This is a genomic window from Mucilaginibacter glaciei (assembly GCF_014773245.1).
GTDB lineage: Bacteria > Bacteroidota > Bacteroidia > Sphingobacteriales > Sphingobacteriaceae > Mucilaginibacter > Mucilaginibacter glaciei.
On record NZ_JACWMX010000002.1, the window covers coordinates 328,321 to 347,928 of the forward strand.

18 protein-coding genes are annotated in these 19,608 nt (G+C 44.1%); 11 read left to right on the forward strand and 7 right to left on the reverse strand.

Annotation, left to right across the window (positions count from 1 at the left end; genetic code table 11):
• Nucleotide 1: 1 nt before the first annotated feature.
• The 3 genes from IDJ76_RS06200 to IDJ76_RS06210 form a co-directional block, all read right to left on the reverse strand.
• Nucleotides 2-196: a hypothetical protein gene (locus IDJ76_RS06200; protein WP_191161815.1), complete on the reverse strand. Its 195-nt coding sequence runs from the start codon at nt 194-196 to the stop codon at nt 2-4.
• Between the two features lie 71 nt (nt 197-267).
• The gene (locus IDJ76_RS06205; RefSeq protein WP_191161817.1) at nt 268-2,751 is read right to left on the reverse strand and encodes an outer membrane beta-barrel family protein; all 2,484 of its coding nucleotides are present in this window, start codon (nt 2,749-2,751) and stop codon (nt 268-270) included.
• Nucleotides 2,752-2,865: 114 nt separating this feature from the next.
• Nucleotides 2,866-3,279, reverse strand: coding sequence for an EamA family transporter (locus IDJ76_RS06210; protein ID WP_191161819.1), 414 nt, complete (start codon nt 3,277-3,279; stop codon nt 2,866-2,868).
• A 184-nt stretch (nt 3,280-3,463) separates the two neighbouring features.
• Here IDJ76_RS06210 and IDJ76_RS06215 point away from each other — a divergent pair, with 184 nt between their 5' ends.
• Together IDJ76_RS06215 and IDJ76_RS06220 are read left to right on the forward strand one after the other, a co-directional pair.
• Nucleotides 3,464-4,495, forward strand: a complete 1,032-nt coding sequence (locus IDJ76_RS06215) for a fatty acid desaturase (protein WP_191161822.1) — start codon at nt 3,464-3,466, stop codon at nt 4,493-4,495.
• Nucleotides 4,496-4,665: 170 nt separating this feature from the next.
• A complete protein-coding gene (locus IDJ76_RS06220) occupies nt 4,666-5,580 on the forward strand; it encodes a hypothetical protein (RefSeq protein WP_191161824.1) in 915 nt (304 codons plus the stop codon).
• Here the strand turns inward: IDJ76_RS06220 and IDJ76_RS06225 are convergent.
• Entirely contained in the window at nt 5,577-7,586 is a 2,010-nt protein-coding gene (locus tag IDJ76_RS06225; protein WP_191161826.1) for a glycoside hydrolase family 127 protein, read from the reverse strand. The two genes, IDJ76_RS06220 and IDJ76_RS06225, sit on opposite strands and share 4 nt — an antisense overlap.
• A 164-nt stretch (nt 7,587-7,750) precedes the next feature.
• On the opposite strand from IDJ76_RS06225, the gene IDJ76_RS06230 reads away from it, so the two are divergent.
• The 5 genes from IDJ76_RS06230 to IDJ76_RS06250 all read left to right on the forward strand — a co-directional run bounded on the left by IDJ76_RS06230 (nt 7,751) and on the right by IDJ76_RS06250 (nt 12,727).
• The gene (locus tag IDJ76_RS06230; protein ID WP_191161828.1) at nt 7,751-8,113 is read left to right on the forward strand and encodes a glycoside hydrolase; all 363 of its coding nucleotides are present in this window, start codon (nt 7,751-7,753) and stop codon (nt 8,111-8,113) included.
• Nucleotides 8,114-8,203: 90 nt separating this feature from the next.
• Nucleotides 8,204-8,572, forward strand: coding sequence for a hypothetical protein (locus IDJ76_RS06235; RefSeq protein ID WP_191161830.1), 369 nt, complete (start codon nt 8,204-8,206; stop codon nt 8,570-8,572).
• 142 nt (nt 8,573-8,714) lie between these two features.
• A complete protein-coding gene (locus IDJ76_RS06240) occupies nt 8,715-11,060 on the forward strand; it encodes a TonB-dependent receptor (protein WP_191161832.1) in 2,346 nt (781 codons plus the stop codon).
• 1 nt (nt 11,061) lies between these two features.
• The gene (locus IDJ76_RS06245) at nt 11,062-12,513 is read left to right on the forward strand and encodes a PepSY-associated TM helix domain-containing protein (RefSeq protein ID WP_191161835.1); all 1,452 of its coding nucleotides are present in this window, start codon (nt 11,062-11,064) and stop codon (nt 12,511-12,513) included.
• A 4-nt stretch (nt 12,514-12,517) separates the two neighbouring features.
• Nucleotides 12,518-12,727 (forward strand): heavy metal-binding domain-containing protein, encoded by a 210-nt coding sequence (locus IDJ76_RS06250; RefSeq protein WP_191161836.1) that lies wholly within the window; start codon nt 12,518-12,520, stop codon nt 12,725-12,727.
• On the opposite strand, the gene IDJ76_RS06255 is transcribed toward IDJ76_RS06250, so the two are convergent.
• Entirely contained in the window at nt 12,728-13,924 is a 1,197-nt protein-coding gene (locus IDJ76_RS06255; RefSeq protein WP_191161838.1) for a DUF3179 domain-containing (seleno)protein, read from the reverse strand.
• A 183-nt stretch (nt 13,925-14,107) separates the two neighbouring features.
• Here IDJ76_RS06255 and IDJ76_RS06260 point away from each other — a divergent pair, with 183 nt between their 5' ends.
• Together IDJ76_RS06260 and IDJ76_RS06265 are read left to right on the forward strand one after the other, a co-directional pair.
• Nucleotides 14,108-14,797: a DsbA family oxidoreductase gene (locus tag IDJ76_RS06260; RefSeq protein WP_191161840.1), complete on the forward strand. Its 690-nt coding sequence runs from the start codon at nt 14,108-14,110 to the stop codon at nt 14,795-14,797.
• Nucleotides 14,798-15,067: 270 nt separating this feature from the next.
• The gene (locus IDJ76_RS06265; RefSeq protein WP_224746214.1) at nt 15,068-16,216 is read left to right on the forward strand and encodes an MFS transporter; all 1,149 of its coding nucleotides are present in this window, start codon (nt 15,068-15,070) and stop codon (nt 16,214-16,216) included.
• Here IDJ76_RS06265 and IDJ76_RS06270 read toward each other — a convergent pair.
• Both IDJ76_RS06270 and IDJ76_RS06275 read right to left on the reverse strand, forming a co-directional pair.
• Nucleotides 16,213-16,494, reverse strand: a complete 282-nt coding sequence (locus IDJ76_RS06270; RefSeq protein WP_191161843.1) for a hypothetical protein — start codon at nt 16,492-16,494, stop codon at nt 16,213-16,215. The two genes, IDJ76_RS06265 and IDJ76_RS06270, sit on opposite strands and share 4 nt — an antisense overlap.
• A 62-nt stretch (nt 16,495-16,556) precedes the next feature.
• Complete coding sequence (locus tag IDJ76_RS06275; RefSeq protein WP_224746215.1) at nt 16,557-17,699, reverse strand: glycoside hydrolase family 26 protein; 1,143 nt, start codon at nt 17,697-17,699, stop codon at nt 16,557-16,559.
• 384 nt (nt 17,700-18,083) lie between these two features.
• On the opposite strand from IDJ76_RS06275, the gene IDJ76_RS06280 reads away from it, so the two are divergent.
• Together IDJ76_RS06280 and IDJ76_RS06285 are read left to right on the forward strand one after the other, a co-directional pair.
• On the forward strand, nt 18,084-18,812 hold the full coding sequence (locus IDJ76_RS06280) for an MlaE family ABC transporter permease (RefSeq protein ID WP_224746237.1): 729 nt from the start codon (nt 18,084-18,086) through the stop codon (nt 18,810-18,812).
• A 6-nt stretch (nt 18,813-18,818) separates the two neighbouring features.
• Nucleotides 18,819-19,592: an ABC transporter ATP-binding protein gene (locus IDJ76_RS06285; protein ID WP_191161849.1), complete on the forward strand. Its 774-nt coding sequence runs from the start codon at nt 18,819-18,821 to the stop codon at nt 19,590-19,592.
• The last annotated feature ends 16 nt before the right edge of the window (nt 19,593-19,608 follow it).

Genomic DNA, 19,608 nt, shown 5'->3' on the forward strand with positions numbered 1-19,608 from the left:
GCTATACATCATCCGTTATCTGTTCCCAATAAACGGTTTCCTGATAAATACTGTTTTGTATAGCAACATGTGCGCGTACTTTTTCAAGTTCGGCCTTTAGCTCTTCGGGAGATAAATCCGCCTTTAATGAATGGTAAAATATTACATAACCAGTTTTACTGTTTATGAATTTGTAATGTTTGGCAGCAGTATTCATAATTGATAGTGCTTTATAACAATACAATGTGAGTTGTGCTTAATTTGTTTTTAAACAAACTAAAAAACAAATTATCTGCCGCCAGCATCCGGCGAAGAGCCGTTAGTGTCGTCGCCTTTGTCTTTATCTTTTTTGTCTTTCTCAAATTCAAGCTTACCAAACTTGTAACTAAAGGTTATGCCAAAACTTTGTACAGGCACCTGGCGCAGGCTAACCTGGTTAAACCCGTTGCCAAATGTAGTTTGCTGCTGGTTAACATATTTATTAAACGGATTTGCCGCAACCAAGCCAAAGCTTGCCTTTTTGTTCAGGAACTGTTTACGTACCGCAAAGTTGTAAAACAAGAAATGCGGCCTGGTGCCCTGCAGGTTTTTTTGCGACGAATTGTAATTAACAAAACCTTCTGCAGCAAGGTTATTACCAAACTGGTAAGTGGCATTTAGGTTAACACGATACCCTACACCCGTTACCGAGGCAAAACCCGGATTGGTATTGGTACGGCTGGCTAAAAACATATTGGTGCGCAGGTTCAACTTTTCTGTAACGGGTACCGATCCGAAAATATTGGCCCCAACTGTTGTTTGCGTGCCTATGTTGGCGCGTTGTGTAAGCAACACGTTGGTATAGTCGCGGCCGTTAATGTTCAGTATCTCGTATTGAGTAGTGAACGACTGGATATCATCAATGTTGTGGCGATAGAACGCACCGGTATAGATATTTGCACCGCCGTCAAAAGATTTATTGTAGCCCAATTCTAAACCGTGACTTACCTCTGGTTTCAGGTTAGGGTTACCTGTACTGATATTATGCGGATCGCTGATGTTATAGAATGGGTTTACCTCGCCATAATCCGGGCGTTCTATACGGTAATTATAGCTCAGTTTGATGCTTTGCGAACCCGACAATTTGTGAGACAAGGTTGCCGATGGTGCCATAGTATTATAGCCGGGGATATTTACACCAGGGAAGTTGGCCGTAGTGTTCGTATACTCATTACGTACGCCTGCCTTCACATCTAACCAGTTTTTAAATAACGATGCCGATGCAGATAGATAAACTGCATAAATATTACGCTTGTAGTTGAAACCATACGTTTGATCGGCATTGTTTACATAGCTGCCATTGTTTAACAAACTATCTGTATTAACGGTATTCTTCAGATCTTCTAACACCGCTTTTGCACCACCTTCTAAGGTAAAGTTTTTGCTGAACGGGTGGCTGTAATCTACAGATATATTGGTTTGCCTGTCGTTACCGGGGTTACTACCTATCGACCCTGTTGCCGGGTAGCTGCCGGTCAGGTAATCTTGCCTTTGCGAATAGTTAACTGTGTTTTTGCTATAACTGGTGTTATACAATATATCCAATTCCTGCCCTTCTTTAGCGAAGGTTTTTTTGTAACCCAAGCTAAAATCCTGCGAGTTGGCACTGAAGCGGCTATCGGAGATCCTGTTGCTTAACAACTGCGAAAGCTGAGCCCCAGCAGCCGATGTCTGCGTTTCCTGCTGACTGGTTAATCCATAATTATGGTTACCAAAATGGTTAAAACCAAAGGTACCCGTCAGTTCATCTTTAGGGGTGATACTCCAGTTTAAACTTAAGCCTGTTTGGTAGCTGCTACGCTGGCTGGTATTTTCGCCGCTTTGTAATAACCGGGTCGAGTCGCCTGTGGTTGCGTCGTAAGATGACCGGCTATTTGAATTCCTGCCGGTAGTTTTTAGCTGTGCGTTACCACTAAAAAACGCGTTTGCGCCAAAATTTCCTTTACGGGCGCTCAAGTTAACCGATCCGTTTTCTAAACGAGTCCCCAGGGCACCGTTTATGCTACCGTTAATACCCGATACTTTACTATCTTTTAATATAATGTTGATGATACCTCCCGTACCTGCGGCATCGTATTTAGCGCCGGGGCTGGTTACTACTTCAATACTCTTAATCTGGCTGGCCGGAATAGATTGCAGCGCATCGGCCAGGCTTGCCCCAAATATGCTGGATGGCTTACCGTTGATCAGAAAACGGATGTTGGCGTTGCCCTGCAACTCCACGTTACCATCAATATCTACTGATACCTGCGGCACCTTTTTCAATACATCCAATGCTACACCACCCTGCGCGGTTAAATCATTAGCCGCATTGTACACCATTTTATCGATCTTATTTTCGATAATTGGCGCTTTGGCTGTTACCACAACGGTACTCAGCTGGTTTTGCACCGGCTTTAATAAAAGCTCACCCAGTGAAACGGCACCCCCTGCCCCCACAATTACATGGTCAAGCGTGGTGCGGGTATATCCTAAAAAATCAACCGTTAGTTTATAGTCGCCTGCAGGCAAATTATCCACGGCGAAGTTCCCCTTAGCATCGGTACTAATACCGTTAAAAGGGCTTGCACTGCCTTGCTTAAAAAGCGATACGGTGGCATAATCCACCGGCAATTTAGTATTGGCATCGGTAACTTTACCAGTAATTTTACCTTTACCACTACCTGCCTGGGCATAAACATTTATTTGTGACGATATAAAGAGAAGCAAAAAGAGGGTTAAAAAAAAACGCATAGATTAATTACAATTTTATCTGAATTGCAAAAATCTCAAGAAACTTTGGATTAAATCTGATTTTTAGCTCGCAACACGGAATTGTTACAATATTAACAATATCTTAATTTACCATTAAAATATAAGCACTAAAGTCCCCGCGATAATCAACGCCGCGCCCGATGCCGACTTTAATGTAAGCGGCTCACCAAGAAATACTACCGATAACACGATGGCTATCGCAACGCTCAATTTATCAACTGGCGCCACCTGCGATACCTTACCTAATTGTAGAGCCTTAAAATAAAAGATCCACGATAGGCCTGTGGCGCAGCCGGAGAGGATAAGAAATGTCCAGTTTTGTTTTGTCAAGCTGCCAATAGAATGATTGCTCCCTTTATAGAAAACGATGATCCAGGCAAGCATCAATATGACCACCGTGCGTATGCCGGTTGCCAGGTCGGTATCGACACCTTTGATTCCTATTTTTGCAAAAATTGCGGTCAAGGCGGCAAACACCGCCGAGAGTAAAGCATAGATCCACCACATATTATATCAATTATTTAAATCTATTTTAAAAACCAAATCTGTGTTAATTCTGAAGTATTAAATCAGCCAGAAATTTATTAACCGAAAAGAAATAAAAATTACCAATTTCAAAAATTTCATCAAAAAATCTAATAAAAGTATTTATCTTAGACGTTATTACCTGAAGTACCGTTTAACAAACTATATGACTAAGAAAACTGATTTTGTTTACTCTTCGGAGTCAGAACCGCACCGCATCCGCACAAAAAAGATTTTAAAACAGTTCCCGCAATTGCGCCAGCTGATAGGCAAAAATCCAAAAACTATCTGGGCTATTATAGGCTTGGTTGTTTTCCAGGTGGGTATGGCCTTTTTAGTTAAAGACCAGGCATGGTGGGTAATTGCAGGCGCTGCTTACTTGTTAGGCGCCTTTGCAGATCATGCATTGTTTGTAATGATCCATGAGTGCACGCACCAATTATTATTTAAAAACCGTAATGCTAACCGCTTTGCTTCTATGTTTGCCAATTTGCCGCAAATATTGCCAAGCGCTATTTCTTTCGAAAAATACCACATCAAGCACCACTCTTTTCAGGGTGTGCATGAGCTGGATGCCGACTTGCCAAACCGTTGGGAAGCAAAACTGATCAGCAATTCGTTTTTCGGTAAAGCGCTTTGGTTGTTGTTCTTCCCGGTTTTCCAATTATTCCGTTTATCCCGTTTAAGAGAGATCCATCCGTTTGATGGTTGGATCGTGACCAACTTTATGATACAGGTTGTGTTTACTGTTGCTATATGGTATTTTATGGGTTGGGGTGCTATTGCATTTTTACTGTTAAGCTTCTCATTCTCGGTTGGTTTGCACCCACTTGGTGCCCGTTGGATACAGGAGCATTACCTAACCCACAGTGTGGAGCAGGAAACATACAGCTACTACGGTAACTTTAACGCGGTGGCGTTTAATGTGGGTTTCCATAATGAGCATCACGATTTCCCTTCCATCCCGTGGAATAAATTGCCCGAGATCAAAAAAACAGCGCCAGAATATTACGAAACATTGTATTATCATACATCATGGACCAAGTTGTTCTTCCAATTTTTATTTGACAGGGAAATTTCTTTATTTAACCGAATACTGCGCCGCGAGCGCGGTAAGGTTACTTTGACCGATGTATCGAAACCCGATGCTGAAATGAGTTTCGCACCTGCAGTTGAAAAAACGCCGGTATCGGCATAAGCAGTATAAATTATATACAACAGCTCCAAGGTTTACAAAGCTTTGGGGCTGTTGTGTTTTGGGCCACAATACAATTTGGCACAATTGTGGTACTTTTGTTAGCAATCAGCAATTAATAACTGCGCATTATACTATAACAAGTACAAGGCTGTTATTATTAGCTTACAGATATGAGAACCCGCAAAAAGTTAAATATTTTCATACCCCTTGTTGTACTGATATTTTGTGGTGCCTACGCCAAGCATCGCCTTATCGACAACAAACAATTACCCGAAGGCCGCCTGCAGGATAAAGCGATGGACGAGATCTCGGGCATATCAGCATCAGGTGTTAACCAAGATGTTTACTACGTGCATAACGATAGCGGCGATACGAGTCGTTTTTTCGCTATTACTGCCGATGGCAAGTTAAGATCAACTATTTATTATAAAGCCGATGCGACGACTAATGGTGTGTACGACTGCGAAGACATTGCCGTTGGGCCAGGGCCTGTAAAAGGTAAAAGCTACGTTTACCTTGGCGATATAGGAGATAATGCGGCGAACCGCAATTATGTAACTATTAACCGTGTTGAGGAACAGAATAGTTGGGATAAAGACAGTATAGCGCATGCCACTCAAGCTTCGCTGTATTTGAAATACCCTTTTGGAGCCCGTGATGCCGAAGCGATGATGGTTGACCCGGTTGAAAAGCTGCTTTATATAGTGACTAAACGATACGACTCTGTTGAAGTGTATACAACCCCGCTGAATTTTAAGGCAAAAGATACCGTTACCCTAAGTTTTCATGGCCGCTTATTTTTTAAGGGTATAAAGCCCTTTAAATGGATAACTGCGGGCGACATTTCTAAAAAAGGCGACGAAATACTTTTAAAAAGCTATGAAAAAATATATTACTGGGAGCGTAAACCCGGCGAGCACATTTGGGAAACTTTACAGCGCGCACCCTTAGAGCCCACTTACAAGCAAGAAAAGCAGGGCGAAGCCATTGGTTTCACGCCGGATGGCAGGGGCTATTATACCACCAGCGAGGGCGTGTACTCCCCAATTTATTATTATCCTGCACCCGGCCGTAAAGTTTATTAATTCGCTAACAATTCAACGTACTTTACCTGCTGCGGGAACCACACCGTCATTTCGCCTTTACCCCGATTTGCCCATCCGTAATAAGGGATAGCAGTAAGTGTTTTATTTTGTGTTGATACATTCTGGCCATCCGCGGTAACAGCCACAGCTTTTACATCTGCTTTTAAAACCATTACACCGTTTAATAATTCCGGCTGATAGTTAGTAGTAAATACAGCATTTTGCGGTACAATAATATTTGAAGCTTTACCATCATTATCTTTCCATTCGGCGCAGTACATAACTGGGCCGCGCTGCAGGGCAACTTTTCCGGCATCATCGGGCAGGTTGGTATTGGCAATTACGCGTTGCACATCCATCGGCAGGTTAATCTCTACCTTGTCCCCCTTTTTCCACTTTTTGCTGATCACGGCGTATCCATGTTCCATCTTATAATCAATAGCTTTGCCATTCAGTTTAACAATGACCTTTTGTGACATGTTTTGCTGATAAATGTACAAATCAGACGGCACAGCCTGGTTTTGCGCCCAGCCCGGTATTCTGATCTTTAAGTTCATATCTACAGCTGATGCAGGGTTGATTGTAAAAGCCAAACCGCCATCCCATGGGTAATTATTTTGCTGGGTTATTTTTAGATCCTTATTATCAACTTTCATATCGCCGGTGCCGCTAATAAACAGGTTAATAAATACATCCTTACCATTTTGCGCGTAAATGTAACCGGGGATAGATGGCATTAAGCGGGCTACGTTAGTTGGGCAGCACGAGCAAGTGAACCACCCCGCACGTTCGCGCTCAATATCAGGGTGATTAAAGCCATCCCGTATCTGCATGGCATTGGTATAAAAAAACGATTTACCGTCAAGTCCTACACCAGATATCAACCCATTGTATAAAGTTTTCTCTAAAACATCGATATACTTACTATCGCCGTGCAATAAAAACATCCGCTGGTTCCAAAAAACGTTGCCTATGGCCGCGCAGGTTTCATTGTAAGCGGTGGCATTGGGTAGTTCGTAGTTTGCACCAAAGCGTTCACCATCGCCAACGGCACCAATGCTGCCTTGCACATACATTTTTTTGCCTACCATATTATCCCAGATCTTATCAATGGCAGCCAGGTATTGCTTATCGCCGGTTAGTGCAGCAACATCCGCCATGCCCGAGTATAGGTACATTGCCCTTACGGCATGGCCTTCGGCCTCGTCCTGGTTTATCACCGGTTTATCGTCCTGCCAGTAAACGCCGTTTTCAAAAACGTTTTTGCTTTTCTTATTATATTCTTTGTGACCGCGTTCGTCTATAAAAAACTTAGCCAGATTAAGGTATTCAGTTTTCCCGGTAACACGGTATAACCTTACCAAACCCATTTCAACAATTTCATGGCCGGGTGCTACATGCCTTTTACCCGGGCCAAATACCCGCACCAGCAAATCGGCATTGCGGATAGCTATATCTAAAAAATTCCTCTTCCCCGTTGCCATATAATGCGCGACCGCACCCTCGTACATATGCCCGGCACAATATAGCTCATGGCTGTTTTCCTGTTCTTTTACCCAACGCTCTGTACCCAGCCAGTCGCCAACATGCAATGGATCTATGGTTCGCGCGGTGTAAAGGTAACCATCGCCCTCCTGTGCCTTTCCTACAATCGTGATCATCGAATCAACATAATGATCCAGCTTTTTATCGGGATGCAGTGCCAGTGAATAAGATGCCCCTTCTATGGTTTTATAAATATCGGTATCGTCAAAGGGGTATGTGGTGCAGAATTTGCCCTTTCGCTCTGCCGCCATCTGAAAGTTTTTCACCCGCCCCGTACTTTCACAACGTGCAAATGATGCGGGAATGGTAACCTTGCGGTTGGTTTCGATGCGCGATGTCCAGAAATGGTCGGTCAATTTCACATTGGTAAACGCTACCGGTTGGATCGGGTAATCCTGTTTTTGTGCTGAAGCGTATGATACGGTGCAAACAGCCAGTAATAAAAGTGAGATTTTTTTCATAACCAAGCGTAAATCTAATCAAAAAGCATTAATAACCGTCACATTGACATATTTTTTATAACTGATAAAAAATAGGGCTAATCAACTTGCTATTAATTTAACGTAATGTTGATCATTTGTTTTAATAAAAGTCTTACTTTTAAATCAATTAAAAAAAATCTGATATGAAAAGAAAACTCCTTACTACAGCGTTTTTAGTATGTTGCGTGGCGATATGCATGGCAGCTGCATTTTTAAATATTGCAGGCACCTGGACCGGCAACCTTAAAATGACCGACGGTAACACCATCCCGTTGAGCTACACTTTTAAACAAGACGGTGATAAAGTTACGGGGATGGCTACATCACCGCAAGGCGAGGTTGCTATAGAAAGCGGTAAAATTGCGGGCGATGTAATTACATTTAGCGTAAACGTGCAAGGTATGGACATCCCGCACAGCGGTAAAATATATGCCGACTCTATTGCGATGGATGTTACAGTTGGCGATGATAAACTGCATAGCAAATTATTAAAGAAAGCAAATTAATATACGCTGATATTTTAAACCCTGCCTTAATGGCGGGGTTTTTTGTTTTAGGGTTGTTAGCTAAACCGCCATGCCTTACCTTTGCGGCGCATGCAACGTATAATCGCATATTTATTAATCGTTTCGCTTTTATCGGCGAACTTTTCGCGCTTATTTGTTTACGCAGGTTTTGAATTGAATAAAAATTATATTGCTACCAAGCTTTGCGAAAACCGCGATAAGCCCTGGATGCATTGTAACGGCAAGTGCTATTTTATGAAAAAGATAAAGCAAGCCGAAGACAAACAAAACAGCGAAAGCAGGCAGGCGCAGAAAAACCTTTTTCAGGAAGCATTTTACAGCCGCCCGGTTGTAATCAAGTTTCACTCTGTCTTATTATCGGTAACGGCAGTGCCTAATTACCGCATCAAACTGCCCCAGCAGCCCCGTACTGTATTCCAGCCGCCCCGGCTCGCTTAGATCAATTTCCCCTTTCTTTAATTATTTATGACAGCTTAAAAACGATGGCCTAAAGCCGCCGTATTTGCCTTGCTATTTTGCAACGGGCTGTTTCTATCTATGCTTGCGGCCCACACGGCCGCGGGTAAACTTAATATGATCTATGAGACCATTTATAATTCTATATACACTATTTTCTATCCTTTCGGTAGCAGTTTACGGTCAAACTACTATCACAGGCACTGTAACAGACGCCCGCACACATGAGGCTATTGCCGGTGCGATGGTTGGCAATGCCGACGATAATATTAACCTTTCCACTACGAACAGCAAAGGTAAATTCAGCATACAGCCCGCCGGTATCAAATCCCTGCGCTTTAAAATGATCGGTTATGCTGATAAAATCTTTATATTATCAGGAGTTTCGCATATCGAAGTCGCACTTGAACCCTCAACCGTCGATTTGCAGCAGGTAGTGATCTCGGCCAGCAGGGAGCGCCAGGCCCGGCAGGATGCACCCATTGCCATCAGCAAGATCAACGCCACCCAGATCCATGACACCAAAGCCACAGCACTTTACCAGCTGCTAAACAAAACAACCGGTGTTTATATGGTTGATCTGGGGAACGAGCAGCATACCATGGCCATCCGCCAGCCCATCACTTACAATGCCTTATATTTATATATGGAAGATGGCCTTCCCATCCGCCCGACGGGGATCTTTAATCACAATTCCCTTTACGAGATCAACATGAGCGGGGTTAGGGATATAGAAGTGATCAAAGGCCCGGCATCATCGCTTTACGGCAGTAACGCCATCGGCGGGGCCATCAACTTTATTACCCAGGGCCCGCCTGCCGGATATGCAGGCAATGTATCTGTACAGGGCGACAACTACCATTACCGGCGCATTGATGCAGACGGTGGTTTCAGCACCGGTAAATTCGGCTTATATGCAGGTGGTTACATTACCCACCAAAAACACAGCTGGCAGGATTACAGCGATTTTGATAAACGCTCCGGTAATTTTAAAACCACTTATGATTTTGATAACGCCACCCGTTTAACCACATCGGTTGCTTATAATTACTTAAACACCCAAACGCCGGGAAGTTTAGATAGTGCCCGCTTTTACAGCCGCAGTTACGGGGCTAATCAGCGCTTTACTTACCGTAAGGTGAATGCGTTTCGCGCTAATACCAAGTTGGAGCATGCCTGGAACGCGCAAAGCAATACTTTTTTGACACTGTTTTATCGTAAGAACTCAACCGAGCAGCTACCCAGCTATTTTATATCTGATGTTAGGGACGCCGCAGGTAATTACTTGAGTTCGAACGGGCAGCAGAACGATCAGAGCTTTCATAGTTTAGGTTTGCTGGCCCAACACCGTCAGGATCTGGATTTCCTGCATTCTCGATTGATCGTTGGGGTTTATGCGGATAACAGCCCAAGTTCTTACTACGCCAAATACCTCAACATCCAAAAAGATGTAGCGAATAACTTCTATACAGGTTATACCAGCACAGGCAGATATATAGATAATTATAAGATCAAGCTATTTAACACCGCAGCTTACACCCAATATGAAATTAACCCGGTTGAACCACTACGGATTGTGATGGGTTTACGTTATGACAGGATCCGCTACAACTTTACGAATGGCATAGCTGCCGGTAGCACAAAATATAAACAGCAGGAAACTAACGATTTTAACATCGTAGCGCCCAAACTGGGGCTTACTTATAACTTTGGTAATAACAAAGGTTTTTACGCCAATTACAGCGTAGGTTTCCAACCACCGGAAACCGGCGACTTGTACAGCGCCCGCCAGTTAACGCCACTAAAGCAGGCTACCTTTAATAATTATGAAGCGGGTGGCTGGTTTACGGCACTTGATAAAAAGATGTATGTAGAGGTTACCCTGTATGATTTGGAAGGCCGAAACGAGATCATTAACCAGTTACTGCCCGACAATACTACCCAAAACCAAAACGCGGGGGCTACCCGCCACAAGGGAATTGAGTACTCCGTTGCTTACGCGCCTATCCATGACTTAAGTTTTAGGTTTAGCGGCACCAACGCCCGGCACACCTATGTAGATTACAGCGAAGTGGGCACCAATTCTGCAACAGGGGCAAGTACAGTAACCGTTTACAACGGCAACCGCATGAACAACGCCCCGGCCTGGATAGCGAATTCGGAGCTGACCTACAAACCATCCTATCTAAATGGTTTCCGCATAGCGGGTGAGTGGCAGCACATCAATAAATATTTCACCAATCCCGCAAATACAAAAACTTATGCGGGTTATGATATTTACAACCTGCGTTTAGGGTATGATGTAAAAAGCAGCGCGGCTAAAGGGCTGGGCGTATGGTTTAACGTGATCAACTTAACCAATAAGCTTTACGCCACCACGGTTACCAGCAACCAGTACGGCGATACCTACAACGCCGCCCCGCCGCGTATTTACACATTGGGTATTAGTTACTCTTTTTCAAAAAACTAAAATGGCAACAGCAAAACAAAACTTTTATAAATGGCATAGGATATTGGGCTTAACAGCACTTATCCCTGTCATCTTCTGGACGCTGAGCGGGCTTTCGCACCCGTTCATGTCTAATTGGTTCAGGCCCACTATCGCAATGGAGGTTTTCAAACCCCTCACGCAAAGCAAAATGAAACCCGCGCTATCCTTACAGCAAGTGCTGGATAAGAATGCCATTACCGAGTTTAGAAATTTCAATATCGTTAACTTTAACAGGCAAACTTACTACCAGGTATTAGGGAAGGACAGCGTCGCCAGGTATTATTCGGCTAAAGATGCCAGCCTGCTAACCAATGGCGACCAGCTTTACGCTACCTACCTGGCGCGGTATTTTACACAGGATTCCATTTCGTCTATCAAATGCATCACCCTGCAAAAAACGTTCGATGCGCAATACCAGCCGATCAACCACTTGCTGCCCGTTTGGAAGGTAGCCTTTAACCGCCCGGACGGAATGGACGTTTATATCGAAACCAGCCACAGCCGCATAGGTACCTTTAATAACAACACCCGTAAGGCTATGCTGTGGTTATTTGAGCAGTTTCATACCTGGGCGTTCTTGGCAGCCATTGGCGGCGAGCAATTCCGCATCGTGGCGCTGCTGATCGTTGTTGGTTGTATGTTGCCTTCATTGCTAAGCGGGTTGATTGTTTATGGTTTCTTTTGGAAGAAATTCAAAACGGCACAGCAAAATCGAATGGTAGCGGGCAAGGACGATAAACGCTTTGTTCACCGCTTTCACCGGCAACTCGGGCTTATCGTTTCGTTTGTGTTATTTACCTTTATCATTAGCGGGGCATTTCACCTGCTGGTAAAGCTGCATAATATCGACCCTGATGAAAAGAATTACGAGCAACTCATTGACAGGAAAGATTTAATTGCAGGCAATTTAAACCTGCCTGTTCCAGATAGCGCTATCTCAAAGATTTCATTGGTAAAGTGTTTCGAAAAAACATATTTCCAGGTAAGTACCGTTAAAAAAGACATTTTATATTTTGACGCGGCAACCGGCCGGGAATTAAAAGACGGGGACAAAGAATTTGCCTATTATTTAAGTTATTTTTACCGATCACAGCAAAATAGATCCGAAGAACCAAAATTGATAAATGAGCCGCCTGTTACGCAGATCCGCCAGTTTGATAACGAGTATGGCTTTATCAATAAACGCCTGCCTGTGCAAAAAGTGGTTTACCCGGATGGTGAAAATTGGTATATCGAAACTACCTCATCCAAACTGGCCACAAAAGTTGCTGGTATTGACCTTGCAGAAGGCTTTTCCTTTATATTTTTGCACAAATACTTCGGTATGAGCTGGGCGGGTAAAAACATTCGTGATATTATAAGTATGCTGGCCGCCCTGGGTGTGCTGGTGGTATCACTATTTGGATTTGCAGCCTTTATTAAAAACAAATAATCAGATGAAAAGATCAATAATCCTCTTCGCATTTGCAGCACTTACCTTTGGGGTAAGTGCCTGCAACAACAGCAGCAAAACTGCTACTAAAGAAACCGCTAAACCCAAGGGGAAATACTATTGCACAATGCACCCCGAAATAACAAGCGATAAGCCCGGCACCTGCTCTAAATGCGGCATGGACCTGGTAGAACGGGACATGACCGGGAAATAATTAATCTTTCCAGAACAGCGTATTAGGGTGGAACTGCTTCCAGGAGCGCCAATATTCCTGATAGGCCTGGATCTTGCCCAGCTTTTGGCCTTTTTGGCTGCCGGCAACGCAGTTGCCGCTCCAGTCCCAAATCGATGAGGTTTCGGCATCGGTCAGCATATCGGCAGGTGTAAGGCTAAAGTGCATTTGCCTGCCGTTTAGGGTAGCATTGTAAACGTGATAATTCATGCTGTCCTTTTGCATACCGACAATAAGGTTGGTGTTGTTTATCTTATCATTCAGGACCCGCTTCTTAACCATAGCGCGCCAGTCGTAAGCTTTTGGCTGGCCGCTTATTATTACGCCGATCATCCAGCTTTTTTTGTATAGCGTATCTTTGTTTTCGATACTATCCCTGTCAATCGCCTGCAGGCGATCGTAGTTATTCAGGTCTAGGTAATCGTTCGTAAACAAGTTGTCTGGCTGTAATATGAGCGACCCGGGGTATTTTTCCAGCCAGCCGCCAAGGGTTAGTTGTTCATAAGGGATCTCTGCCAGGTGAGCTCCCTTCATGGGCCCCACAGCTGCATAGCCCGTGCTTTGATACCACCATGTTTTGGTGCCTACATCCTCAATTATAGCATTGTAATGCCTCGCGCCCACCAATCTGAAGCTTTGCTTTACCCCGTTGATGACAGGATCATAAACCCGGCCTGTACGGCACATGGTGCAATAAGTTACCATAATGGCTTTATTGCCAATATTGTCCTGCATTTTATGATGATAGCCTAAATAGATGATCGGATAGGCCTTAGCTACCCCGTTGTGGACCACCCCTATCACCAGGTAGCTATGCGGCACCCGGCTTTTAATCGCGTTGGCAAAGTTTACCTTTTGGGTTTCTTTGAACATGATCTCGGCCTTGTAAGTATAGTCGGTATAATAATAACTACCCAGGCAGATGAGCATAACCACCAATTTGACAATCCTGGCTGTTAGTGTGTTTCTTCGGAAGTAGGCCACAAAATACCAAAGCATCAGCGCTGCACCCAGTATGCGTAAAGGCAGGATGATCTTCTCCAGGTAATAGCAAAGGGTAATGGCGTTGATATCCTGGCTGCCGGGGAAAGGCATTAGCAGGTAAGCATGTATCAAACCCGGCATTAACAGCAATAGGATGCCGATCCAAAATATATAGGGCCTGGTATTATTGATCATGAATATGTAAGTACGCCTAATTGCTAAGGCTGGATTATAATTTTCACTAATTTATAAAACATTACCAATATTAAAAGTGGTTTGCTTGGCTCAATTTATTGCGCTTTATGTTATCGTTTTTTTTGACTTTAGGCTTACGCTCAAACAAGGCAATAGACTTACTTTTATAAAAATTTAAAGCTTATGAAAGTTGAGATATGGTCTGATGTGATGTGCCCTTTCTGTTACATAGGCAAGCGCAGGTTCGAAGACGCTTTACAGCAGTTTGCCCATAAGGATGAGGTGGAGATAGAATGGAAAAGCTTTCAGCTTAACCCGGATATGGTAACCGATCCATCAGTTAACATTAACCAATATTTAGCCGATGCCAAAGGCTGGACATTGGAATATGCAAAGCAAATGAACAACCATGTAACTGAAATGGCAGCCGAAGTTGGCTTACATTACAATATGGATAGGGCCGTTGTTGCCAACAGTTTTAACGCACACCGCTTTACCCATTTTGCCAAAAAGCACGGTTTAGGTGTTGAGGCAGAAGAGCAATTATTTAAGGCGTATTTTACTGATGGCAAGAATATGGACGATGTTGATACCCTTGCTCAATTAGGTGCAGAACTCGGTTTGGATGCGGGCGAGATCAAACAAACCCTGGCTACCAATGCCTTTGCCGACGAGGTGAAGCATGACATTGCCGAGGCTTCATACCTGGGCATCCGTGGTGTTCCTTTCTTTGTGATGAGTGGGAAGTACGCCGTATCCGGCGCGCAGGCAGTGCCCGTTTTTACCGAAACTCTGGAGAAGGCTTACAGTGAGTTTCGCCCACAGCTGGAAATAGTTGAAGGCCCCGTTTGCGGGCCTGACGGCGACTGCTAATTTTCTACAAAAAAGGTTTACAAAAGTTTACATATTTCAGCGAAATACTTATTAATATTTTGATAATCAATTATTTACATATTAAGTGGGTTTACATGAAAATCACGCTATTTATATAGCGTATGTACGCGCCGATTTGTCCGGCTAACGCTGTTTAACTGGTAATTACAATATGTTAAACCTGCTGCAAACCGCCAGCAATTATCAAATTTGTAATTAATACCCTATCTTTGTAAAACTTAGTGTAAAAATAACACTAAGCACAACCATTTGGAAGCAACATTACCCACTTACAACTTTACTAAACGCACCTTACGGATTGCCGTTGGTGTGATGTTTTTTATGACCGGCCTGTGCTTTGCCAGCTGGGCATCGCGTATTGCTACCATACAGCAGGACCTTGGTTTAAGCGATGCCGCTTTGGGTGGTGTACTATTTGCCACCCCGGTTGGCTTAATGGCGTCATTACCATTCTCGGGTTGGATCATCACCAAAATTGGCAGCCGGAAATTATTGATCGCTGCGCTCATTGTATATGCCTGCTGCCTGGTAACGCTCGGGCTAGCCCAAAATACCTTTCAACTCATTATCTGCCTCGCTTTTTTCGGGTTTTCGAGCAACGCAGTAAACATATCTGTAAATACACAGGCAGTAGCCGCAGAAGAACTTTATCAGAAACCAATCCTCGCATCCTTTCACGGATTATGGAGTTTGGCCGGGTTTGCCGGGGCAGGGATAGGCACGTTTATGATCGGTAAGCAAATCATTCCCCTTCACCACTTTTCAATCATATTTGCGCTCATCATTATCGCGGTAGCGGTAACATCAGGTTATCTAAAAAATGATAAGGTTACCAGCAGCGGCCCGGTGTTTGTACTGCCCGATAATTCCCTCATTAAATTAGGGATCATTGCCTTTTGCTCGATGATATGCGAGGGTGCCATGTTTGACTGGAGCGTGATCTATTTTAAGAAAGTGGTATTTGCGCAAGGCGCCTGGATGGGTGCCGGCTATACAGCCTTTATGCTTACCATGGCCGGCGGCAGGTTTATTGCCGACTGGTTTGCCCACCGCTTCGGGTTAAAACGGACTTTACAATTAAGTGGCATGTTAACGGCCACCGGCCTGATCTTAGCAGTGGTGTTCCCTTACATCTACACCGCTATGGCCGGCTTTTTATTGGTTGGCTTCGGGGTATCGTCGGTAGTGCCGTTAGTTTACAGTGCCGCCGGCAAATCAAAAACCATGTCGGCGGGTGTGGCATTAGCGGCTGTATCAACCATTGGTTTTATGGGCTTTTTAGTAGGCCCCCCTATTATAGGGTTCATAGCGGGCCTGGCATCACTACGGGCATCATTTACGTTGATAGCCGCAATGGGCATCTGCGTTACCGTGTTTGCTACCAAGGCTAAGATCTAACGGCCTTTACCTTCCTCGTTTAAATCAGCAGCATCCGGGTTCAATATATATTCAAATTTTTCGTAGCCGTTATGAAATAGGAACTTCACCCGTTCATGCGGCAGGTTAATATCTAAAGAAATAGCAGCTAAAGTTTGCGGCAGGTTATCCCTAATCAGTTTCAGATCGGTTACGTTGGGCATTTCTATGGCTATATCGTTACCGCGGGGAGCTATTTGCCAATCCTTTATATTAGCTGCGGTTAAAACATTCACCCATTTTTGCTGATATGCGTTCATATAAGTTCAATTTGGTAAAGGAATAGAACAGGCGACTATGGATTAAGTTTCAAAAGCTGCTGTCAAAACTCCTGGTAATGCGGGCCGGTCGAGAACACATACTTGCCATAAAGACCCAAAGGTGTAACCCGGTTCTGAAACATCATGTTAGGGCTGCGCGAAAATTTGCGGAAGTCGGCCTCGCTTGCCTGCCCTATATATGGTGTATAAAAATGCCCCATATGTGCATTCCGCCAGGCCATTACGTACGATAATTTATGTTTACTGATGAGGGGTAATAAAACATTCGTCCACCAGTCTGCCTGCGGTATTTTTTCATAACCGGTCTCGGGCAGGCAGGCCAGTTTATGATTCTTAATGGCAACAGCGTCAAGTATTTTTAGCCGGTTCTCTAAATTGAACCGATAATCCTTGACGTTATAACAATAATTATCAAAGCCGATATAATCAGTGTATTCGTTACCGGGATAGCGGGCCATAAAATCCGCCTCGCTGTTAAAATCGGCCACAGAAAACACGATCAGCAGGTTGTGCAGGTTCTTTTTATTCCGCAGGTAATCGATGGTAAATCTCCATAATTCTTTAAATTCCTCTGGCGTGCTCGTGTTTGCACACCACCAAAACCAGCTACCTGTCAGCTCATGAAAAGGGCGAAATAAAATCGGGATGGCTTCACCTCCGGGCCCTTTCATGCTCCCTATATACTTTGCAGCCTTGTCCAAATATTCAACGTAGCGGCTATAATTATTCCCACCCGGCAAAAGGGTCATCACGGTGCGCTGGGTAGTATCCCAGGCGGTTTTGCCGTTGGCGGGGTTATCCATATGCCAGCAAAAAGTATTTACGCCGCCGCGGTCATACGCCTGGCGTACCAGCTTTCTTTGTAAAGCAAATGGGATGTTATTAATATCGCGGGTACTATCATGCTCAATTTTTGCCAGGTCCCACCCATACACAGCGGGGTAGCTGCCGGTTATGGTTTTTACATCACTCATACCGGGTTCAAAGCACCAGCCAATGCCGTAGGCGGTATCGTCATGATGGCCAAACATTACTCCTGCATCTGTAAGGCGCTGCATACTATAGTATAGCTGGCGGCTTTCGGGCGTGGCTTGCTTGTCGCAGGGATCAAACAATTGCGCTTTTGCAACAATGCTGCTCATCATAAAAAAAAGGGCTATTGATTGGCGTAAAATCATGTTCATTGGGCGGTTTAAAGATATCATATTGCAGGTTTCCCTTCAACAATTTAAATAACTTGTGTGTCTAATTGTTTTACGCTACTACCCATATCTGACACTTATAGTTTATTGTACTCGGCAAGCGTGCAATATTGCACACACCATAATTTTATATCACCTTTGCAGTCGGCGCAAAACTGACTATATATCCAAATAGGTCAAACCGTCTGCCGTTTGTAATAATTGCGTTATTACAAACAACTTGTGCTACAAATTGTAGTGATACTTAAAAGTAATTTCTAGTTATTTATACCTTTGCCCCTATTAATGGCTACTATAAAAAGCATCCGATCAACAATCCCCTCCCGTTATCAAAAAATAAAGGACAATGTCTCCGAATTTTTTATCATGCTGGACAGGGTTTACTCTTTTGTACTCCGCTTTTTCAAGGAAGTTTTTTTACCGCCTTACGAGTTTAAAGAAGTGGTAAAACAGTGCTATGAAGTGGGCGTACGCTCGTTCACCCTTATATCATTAACTGGCTTTATTGTGGGGGTTATATTCACCAAGCAAAGTCGCCCGTCGTTAACCAATTTCGGGGCCGAATCCTGGCTCCCGTCGCTGGTATCAATTGCTATCATGAAAGCACTTGCACCATTGGTTACCGCCCTTATTGCCGCAGGTAAGGTGGGATCAAGCATCGGGGCCGAATTAGGGTCGATGCGGGTTACCGAGCAGATAGACGCCATGGAAGTATCGGGCACCAAACCATTTAAATTTTTAGTTTGTACGCGGGTTATCGCTACTACCATCGCTATACCTTTATTGGCAACCTACACCGCGCTCATCGCCTTGTTAGGGGGTTATTTAAACGTAAGCCAAAATGAAGGAACCAGCTTTACCACCTTTATGGAGCAGGCTTTTGAACCCTTAACCTTTGTAGATTTTTGGGCATCTTTATCAAAAGCGGTTGTATTTGGCTTTACTATAGGTATCGTGGGCTGCTACCAGGGTTATAACTCAACCAAAGGTACCGAAGGCGTTGGTAAGGCAGCCAACGGCGCAGTGGTTACGGCCATGTTTTTGGTGTTTATTGAAGAGGTTTTAATTGTACAAATAGCCGGTTGGTTCCGATAATATATTATGGATAAGCAAAAGGCGCAAATAGACATTAACAATACGGTGGTCAAGATTCGCGGTTTGGAGAAATCCTTCGGCGATTATGACGTACTGCGGGGGATTGACCTTGATCTTTACCAGGGAGAGAACCTGGTAGTGCTTGGCCGCTCGGGCACGGGTAAATCCGTGCTGATCAAACTGATATCGGGCCTGTTAATGCCAGATCAGGGCAGCATTGAAGTTTTAGGCAACGATGTCACTGCCATTTCCGAAAAAGAATTACAGGAACTTCGTATCCGCATAGGTTTTTCATTCCAGAACAGTGCCTTGTATGACAGTATGACGGTACGTAAAAACCTGGAATTTCCTCTCGTGCGTAACCGCAAAGGGATTACACGGGCCGAGATAGATAAGAATGTGGAGAGTGTGTTAGATGCCGTTGGCCTTTCGCAAACTATTAACCAAATGCCTTCCGAACTATCGGGTGGGCAGCGTAAACGGATAGGTATTGCCCGTACGCTGATACTGAACCCGGAGATAATGATGTATGATGAGCCTACCGCAGGCCTTGACCCGATAACCTGTATTGAGATCAATGACCTGATCAATGAGGTGCAGGCTAATTACAAAACATCATCCATCATCATCACCCACGATTTAACCTGCGCCAAACAAACAGGCGATCGGATAGCTATGTTGCTTGACGGGCAATTTCAACGGGTGGGCACCTTTAACGAGGTTTTTGATACCGATGACAAGCGGGTGAAACCTTTTTACGATTACAACTTTACAGAATAATATTAGTACCCTATAT

Coding starts and splice junctions, on each gene's coding strand:
- IDJ76_RS06200 (WP_191161815.1), bottom strand. CDS start 196: ATGAATACTGCTGCCAAACATTACAAATTCATAAACAGTAAAACTGGT.
- IDJ76_RS06205 (WP_191161817.1), bottom strand. CDS start 2,751: ATGCGTTTTTTTTTAACCCTCTTTTTGCTTCTCTTTATATCGTCACAA.
- IDJ76_RS06210 (WP_191161819.1), bottom strand. CDS start 3,279: ATGTGGTGGATCTATGCTTTACTCTCGGCGGTGTTTGCCGCCTTGACC.
- IDJ76_RS06215 (WP_191161822.1), top strand. CDS start 3,464: ATGACTAAGAAAACTGATTTTGTTTACTCTTCGGAGTCAGAACCGCAC.
- IDJ76_RS06220 (WP_191161824.1), top strand. CDS start 4,666: ATGAGAACCCGCAAAAAGTTAAATATTTTCATACCCCTTGTTGTACTG.
- IDJ76_RS06225 (WP_191161826.1), bottom strand. CDS start 7,586: ATGAAAAAAATCTCACTTTTATTACTGGCTGTTTGCACCGTATCATAC.
- IDJ76_RS06230 (WP_191161828.1), top strand. CDS start 7,751: ATGAAAAGAAAACTCCTTACTACAGCGTTTTTAGTATGTTGCGTGGCG.
- IDJ76_RS06235 (WP_191161830.1), top strand. CDS start 8,204: ATGCAACGTATAATCGCATATTTATTAATCGTTTCGCTTTTATCGGCG.
- IDJ76_RS06240 (WP_191161832.1), top strand. CDS start 8,715: ATGAGACCATTTATAATTCTATATACACTATTTTCTATCCTTTCGGTA.
- IDJ76_RS06245 (WP_191161835.1), top strand. CDS start 11,062: ATGGCAACAGCAAAACAAAACTTTTATAAATGGCATAGGATATTGGGC.
- IDJ76_RS06250 (WP_191161836.1), top strand. CDS start 12,518: ATGAAAAGATCAATAATCCTCTTCGCATTTGCAGCACTTACCTTTGGG.
- IDJ76_RS06255 (WP_191161838.1), bottom strand. CDS start 13,924: ATGATCAATAATACCAGGCCCTATATATTTTGGATCGGCATCCTATTG.
- IDJ76_RS06260 (WP_191161840.1), top strand. CDS start 14,108: ATGAAAGTTGAGATATGGTCTGATGTGATGTGCCCTTTCTGTTACATA.
- IDJ76_RS06270 (WP_191161843.1), bottom strand. CDS start 16,494: ATGAACGCATATCAGCAAAAATGGGTGAATGTTTTAACCGCAGCTAAT.
- IDJ76_RS06275 (WP_224746215.1), bottom strand. CDS start 17,699: ATGAACATGATTTTACGCCAATCAATAGCCCTTTTTTTTATGATGAGC.
- IDJ76_RS06280 (WP_224746237.1), top strand. CDS start 18,084: ATGCTGGACAGGGTTTACTCTTTTGTACTCCGCTTTTTCAAGGAAGTT.
- IDJ76_RS06285 (WP_191161849.1), top strand. CDS start 18,819: ATGGATAAGCAAAAGGCGCAAATAGACATTAACAATACGGTGGTCAAG.